A 6,951-nucleotide genomic window follows, 5' to 3' on the forward strand; every position below is an offset into this window, starting at 1 on the left:
ATTTATTTTTTGTTTGGATTGCGCACCGGCAAAGCCCGCTACATAACTGTTCTTTTGTACTGTGCCAACATTCCAGTCATCATCGCCAAGCAAGTCGTAAATATCATCGCTTAGTTTTAACGAGTAATAATAATTTGGCAAACCGAAAGCCAGCGGGTGGGTGTTATCCATATTCAGTTTAAAAATAGCACCCGGAATGCTGGAACGGATAGCATCACGATTACGGTCGCCATAAAATTTTATTGTCGCCTTTGTTTTCGCATCGGCCTTGTCATCCTTCTTGATCTCTTTCTTTTTAATATCAAACCCTTTTTTATCTACCAGCGCTGCAACCGCGTTTTCCAACGCTATTAGCTTACCGCCGTCGCGCACCCAGCTTTGCAGGTTATCTGATAACAGGTCATTATATCTTCCGTCGGGCATGATCAGCACATCAAAATCAGCAAGCTTTATCCGGTTCATATCCTGATACCTGATCAGGTTGATCGGGTATCCTATCTGTTGTTCAAAAAAGTGCCATACCTCGCCCATCGCTTCCGAATTGATGCCATCGCCACTAACTAACGCTACGCGCGGCTGGCGGATAAACCTCACATCGTCCGAACCTATATCCGAGCCCTTATCTACAAAACCTGATGATAGTGGCGTAAGTTCATGTTCCATGTCGGCAGCTGTTTGAGTTACCACGCGGTCAAAATCTGCACGGTCATTCCCGGCACGGGTTATTAATAACGAACCCGCGGTGAATTTTTTACCCCCTGTTTCAAATGGCGTTTCCGAATAACGCACTTTTATCTTCTTCTTTAACAAAGCCGATAAAAACCTTACATCGGCCACCGATTGCCACGAAGACACATAGGCATAAGCTTTGGTATTGGTAAGCGGCTTGGGTTTAACAACGCCCCAGCTATTGTTAGCCGGTTTATATGATTCTTTTACACCGTAAGCTTTTAAACCGTAGGCATAAGGCAATGCCCAGGCAGTAATATCATATGTTGACGAATCTGGAATAATTGTTCTGGGTTCCAGCAATACATGCAGCAGAACCGATTTTGCCTGATAGGCGTTTACAACAAGATCATTAGCGCCTACATTATACTGTTCAGTAGCACCGGTAAAATAATTATATCCGGTTACCGATTTATTTGCTAAACCATACCCATACTGGATACCGTTACGGGTAAGCATTTTAGCCAGTTCGTTCACCTTTTCGTTATTATCATTTTTAATAACATAGGTTTTGTATTGTCCGGGAGGGTTTTGTCGGCTGTTATCAAAAAACTTTTTAAACTCATCTACCACCTTCTGCGCATTTTCCGATACTATTTCAATAGTACTTAACCCGGTAGTATGATGGTGCGAAATGCGCTGTGCCAAGGTTAGCGTATCACCACTTCGTGTAACAACGGCCAGGCCCGCGCTTATGCCGCCCTGCTCATAAGTCATGCCGATAGATCCATTATATAAAGGATAGGTATCGCCGTATGATGGATAAAGCAGGTCAAACTCTTGCTTGGTAAAATACATCCAGCCATTTTGGTCAAAATATTTGGCGTTGTTTTTACCAATAACCACCTGAAAATCGCGTTGCCACTGGGTAATATCTTTATGATAAGGCTCTGCAGCCGGGGCAAAATAATAAGGGTTGTTGTAGCCCTGTTCATGATAATCAACATGAACCTCGGGCAGCCATTTGTTAAAAAGAGCAACACGCGCCTGCGTTTCTTTTTGTGCCTGCCATGCCCAGTCGCGGTTCAAATCAAAATAATAATGATTTACACGGCCACCCGGCCATGGTTCCATATGCTCGCGCGATGTGGGGCTGGCATCAGGCGCCATACCACTCACCGAATTATAGAAATTAGTGTAGCGATCGCGGCCATCGGGGTTTAAACAGGGGTCTATGACAACCACACTGTTCTTAAGCCACTCTTTTGATTTGGCATTTGCCGGGTCAACCAGATCAAATAAGGTCCACATAGCCGCCTCGCTTGATGCCGGCTCGTTACCGTGAACATTATAGCTTAACCAGGTAATAACCGGTGCATTGGGTGTTATCGCGCCGCTTTCTATACCCGCAAGGCGCAGGTTATTATGGCGGATTTCTTCCAGCCGTTTAATATTATCTTCGGATGCGATGAACATGGCTATCAGCGGCCTGCCTTCGTTTGTAGTACCAAATTGCTGCAGCTCGACGTTCTTTGCTGCTTTAGCCACATATTTAAAATATTCTACCACACGGTAATGCGGGGTAAATTTATCACCCAGTTTATATCCTAAAAAATCTGCCGGTGATTGTATTTGCTGTGCGAAAACAGATGTTCCGCAAAGCGTGGCTATTAATATAAAGAGTAGTTTTTTTAACATGTATTAAAGGCTTGGATCAGTAAAGGCTAATCTAAAGATATTTTTTTGACGTTTCACCATCAGGCTATTAATTCAAATCCGCACATTTGCATACAACGCATGACACCCATACAAGCCCTTCAAAAATATTTCGGATACAATCAGTTCAGGCTTTCGCAACAAGCCATTATAGCTAATGTTTTAAACAAGCAGGATACACTGGTGCTAATGCCTACCGGCGGTGGTAAATCGCTGTGCTATCAATTACCTGCCGTGTTATTGGATGGCTTAACCATTGTTATATCGCCCCTTATCGCGTTAATGAAAGATCAGGTAGACAGCCTGAACCTTACCGGCATACCCGCGGCGTACCTAAACTCCAGCCAAAGCCCGGATGAGCAAAAGGATATTGCTATACAGCTAAAAAACAACGAAATAAGGTTATTATACGTAGCCCCCGAACGTTTATTTGGCGCTGATAACCGCATGATGGCTTTCCTGAAAACGCTGAATGTAGTACAAATCGCGATTGACGAAGCACACTGTATCTCGCAATGGGGCCATGATTTCCGTCCGGAGTACCTGATGCTGGCCGGACTAAAAAACGAATTCCCGGGTGTGCCGGTGATAGCCCTTACCGCTACCGCCGATAAGCTCACCCAAAAAGATATATTGGATAAACTAAACCTGCATCAGCCGGCAGTGTTTATTTCTTCGTTTAACCGCGAAAATATCACCTATCGCGTTAATCCAAAAAAGAACAGCTTTAACCAACTTTTAAATTTCCTGGATGCCCGTAAAGATGATTCGGGCATTATTTATTGCCTGTCGCGTAAATCAACCGAGGCACTGGCTGCCGATTTGAAAGAAGAAGGTTATGCCGCCGAAGCTTACCACGCAGGCTTAAACCATGAAGTTAAAGCCCGCAACCAGGAAGCATTTTTAAAGGATGAGATAAAGATAATTGTAGCCACCATTGCCTTTGGGATGGGGATCAATAAAAGCAATGTTCGCTATGTGGTACACATGGATCTGCCTAAAAATATTGAGGGATACTACCAGGAAACCGGCCGGGCCGGCAGAGACGGCTTGGCATCTGATGCACTGCTTTTATACTCGCCCGGTGACGCTATTAAACTGCGCAGCTTTGCTACCGTTGAGAACAATAAGGAACAAAGCGCCATTATGCTGAAGAAGCTGGATGATATGGTGAACTTTTGCCAGCTGCATGCCTGTCGTCGTCAGTATTTAATGCATTACTTTGACGAGCCCTTTCCCGACAATTGTGGCTCGTGCGATTTTTGCCTGAGCGAATTTGTAAAGTTCGACGGAACACTCATCGCCCAAAAGGCACTGTCGGCAGTAGCGCGGTTAAAAGAACGGTTCGGTGCAAATTATTTAATCGATTTCCTTCGGGGCTCAAAAAGTGAAAAGATCTGGGCTGATCATAAAGCCCTTAAAACCTACGGAGCGGGTGCCGATATCAGCAAAGCCGATTGGCAGCGCTACCTGCGCGAACTGATCTCGCAAGGCTTTTTACAAAGTGTGGATGAGGGTTTTCCGGTGATCAGGCTCACCCAAAAAAGCGAGGCTGTTTTAAGGGGGGATCTGCAAGTGGAGCTGATAGCATCACAAGTCACCGATGAGCATGAACAAGAAGCTCAGAATTATGAAGCCGAACTATTGGCCAACCTGCGCAAACAACGCCAGGAAATTGCCATTGGCGAAAACCTGCCTGCATATATTATATTATCTGATGCTACGTTATTAGAGATAGCTACCTACCTGCCACAAAAAATGGATGAGCTGCGGCTGATCTCCGGCTTTGGTGATGTGAAACTGGCTAAATATGGCCGCGAATTTTTAGCGGTTATTAATAGTTATAGTAAAGAGAAGGGATTAACATCCCGCATAACCCAAAAATCGGTTAAACGCGAGCGCAAAGCGGCTAAACCCAAAAAGAGCAAATTATCAGACACCTTCAAGGCTACCTACTTACTTTATAAAGAGGGCAAAAACGTTACGGAGATTGCACACGAGCGTGGTTTATCCCCAACAACAATTGAGGGGCATTTAAGTCGTTTTATACAAACCGGCCAACTGGATGTTTATAATTTTGTTAACGAAAGCAAGATCCCTGCTATTAAAGACGCGGTTGAAAGTTATGGCAGCGCCATGTTAGCACCATTAAAAGAAATTTTGGGCGATGCTTATACCTACGGCGAAATTAAAGCAGTTATTGCCTGGATGAATAGAGAAGTGTAATTTAGATTACAGATTAACCATGAAAACTACTACCGAACAACTATATCCACTATTCCTGCAGCACCCTGTTATTAGTACCGATACGCGTAAAATAACACCGGGCAGCTTGTTTTTTGCACTAAAGGGCGATAAGTTTGATGCTAATACTTTTGCCCAAAAAGCTGTTGAAGCAGGAGTCGCATACGCCATTATTGATAACCCCGAATATGCCATTGGTGAACAGTTTTTGTTGGTTGATGATGTATTGACCGCCTTACAAGATCTGGCAAGGCGTCACCGCCGCCAATTAAATATCCCGGTTATCGGGCTTACCGGCACAAACGGTAAAACCACTACTAAAGAGCTCATCAACGCTGTTTTGTCGCAGCGTTTTAAAACGCTGGCCACACAGGGGAACTTGAATAATCATATAGGCGTACCGTTAACTATTTTAACTATCGATGCCTCGCACGATATAGCAGTGATAGAAATGGGCGCCAATCATCAAAAAGAAATTGAGATGCTTTGCAGTATAGCCCAGCCAACACATGGCCTTATCACTAATGTAGGCAAAGCCCATTTAGAGGGTTTTGGCGGGATTGAGGGGGTGAAAAAAGGAAAGGGCGAATTGTACGATTATTTACTTCAATCCGGAAGTCCGGAAGACGGGGAGTCGGAAAGTAAGGTAGCGTTTGTTAATAGTGATGATGCTACGCTGTTGGAAATGCAAAAGGCAAGGGATTTAAAAAATGTAGTTTACTACGGCAAAAACGCCAACCCTGATAATTTGGTTAGTGGTAAGCTGCTGGATAACTCGACGTTTCTCGCGTTGAAGTGGAACGATAGAAAAAGCTCGTCATACAATGTAAAATCGCAGTTAACGGGTTCTTATAATTTAGACAATATATTAGCGGCGATATGTATCGGCTGCTTTTTCGGGTTAGATTATGACGAGATAAACCAGGGTATTGAGGGGTATCAACCTAAAAACAACCGATCCCAGATCATGCAAACAACTACCAATACGCTCATTTGCGATTTTTATAATGCTAACCCAAGCAGCATGTTCGTAGCCATCGACAATATGGATAAAGTACAGGCGGCACATAAAGTAATGATACTGGGCGATATGTTTGAAATGGGTTTAGAATCGGCGATAGAGCATACCTCGGTTATCCAAAAAGCCATGAACGCGCATGTTGATGAACGGATCTTCATTGGTAAGGATTTTTCCAGCCAGCAATCTGAGGTGCAGAACACCAACCTTATCAATACCACCTTTTACCTTACCGCCGAAGACGCCATCATCGGTTTAAAAACAAATCCGATCACCAATGCAACTATCCTTATAAAAGGATCGAGGGGCATGGCGCTGGAACGGTTAGTGGAGTTGTTTTAAAATACACGTTCCCCTCCCGAGGAGGGAGTGCGGCCGGGACGTGCGCGTAGTGGCAGGGTGGGTTTCGCCGCCTTGCAATTATCGCTTCAATAACACACCCTTAACCCCTCTCAAGAGGGGAACCTTAAATATCTAACGCCAATTCCGCAACCTCTTCCCCTACCAAACTACCCATGGCTACGCCCATGCCATTGCAGCGCACAGCGCAAAATATGTTCGGCTCCACTTCTTTTACTATCGGGCTTATCTCTTCACCAAAGCCCATAATACCGCTCCACCAATAATCAATTTCGGCATCCTGCCCGGGCAGGATAACATTATGCAGATAATCAGTCAGTTTTTGTTTTACCAGGTCGGTGTGGCCAAACTCCGGGGTTTCTTCGGCAGCAAAATCGAGGTTGCGGCCACCGCCAAAAAGTACCCGGCCATCAATATTCCGGAAATAATAATACCCCTCGTTAAAATGATAAGTACCTTTTAGCTTTAAACCGGGCACAGGTTTGGTAACCAGCACTTGCCCCCTTCCCGGGGTAACCTGCAAATCGGGATACAATTGCCTGGCAAAAGCATTGGTTGCCATAATAACTTTCCCGGCTTTAAAGTTTCCCTGCGGGGATGTTAAACGGATATGATCACCTTCATTATTAATGGAGTTTATCTCACATCCATTCAAAACCAATACGTCTTTCTGGTAAACCTTATTGAGTAAGGTCCGCATCATTTTGCCGGTATGTATCTGTCCCTCAAAAGGGTTATATATCATTTGGCTAATCCCACTAAAGCCAAAACCTGCAATTTTAGCATCTGCAACTGCATAAATGTCATGCCCGTCAATAACCGGGTTTAATAATTTATTTAATCGTGCTATATTATTAATAGCTTCTTCCGCATTAGCTTCTTCCCCTTGCATAAATAGCTCGTAGCCACCATGCTGATGATAATCAATATGTTCATCGCCAAGG

At 44.3% G+C, this 6,951-nt stretch carries 4 protein-coding genes; 2 read left to right on the top strand and 2 right to left on the bottom strand.

The window, feature by feature from the left end:
- A partial coding sequence (locus JWQ85_RS08075) for a M14 metallopeptidase family protein (RefSeq protein WP_299466627.1) occupies positions 1–2,367 on the bottom strand: 2,367 nt, incomplete at its 3' end.
- Positions 2,368–2,466: 99 nt separating this feature from the next.
- Here JWQ85_RS08075 and recQ point away from each other — a divergent pair.
- Entirely contained in the window at positions 2,467–4,611 is a 2,145-nt protein-coding gene (recQ, locus tag JWQ85_RS08080) for a DNA helicase RecQ (RefSeq protein ID WP_299466630.1), read from the top strand.
- 19 nt (positions 4,612–4,630) lie between these two features.
- Entirely contained in the window at positions 4,631–5,989 is a 1,359-nt protein-coding gene (gene murF / locus JWQ85_RS08085) for a UDP-N-acetylmuramoyl-tripeptide--D-alanyl-D-alanine ligase (RefSeq protein ID WP_299466633.1), read from the top strand.
- Positions 5,990–6,113: 124 nt separating this feature from the next.
- Here the strand turns inward: murF and JWQ85_RS08090 are convergent.
- The coding region (locus JWQ85_RS08090) for an FAD-binding oxidoreductase (RefSeq protein WP_299466636.1) at positions 6,114–6,951 on the bottom strand (838 nt) is incomplete at its 5' end.

Source organism: Mucilaginibacter sp., assembly GCF_028288105.1.
Lineage (GTDB): Bacteria > Bacteroidota > Bacteroidia > Sphingobacteriales > Sphingobacteriaceae > Mucilaginibacter.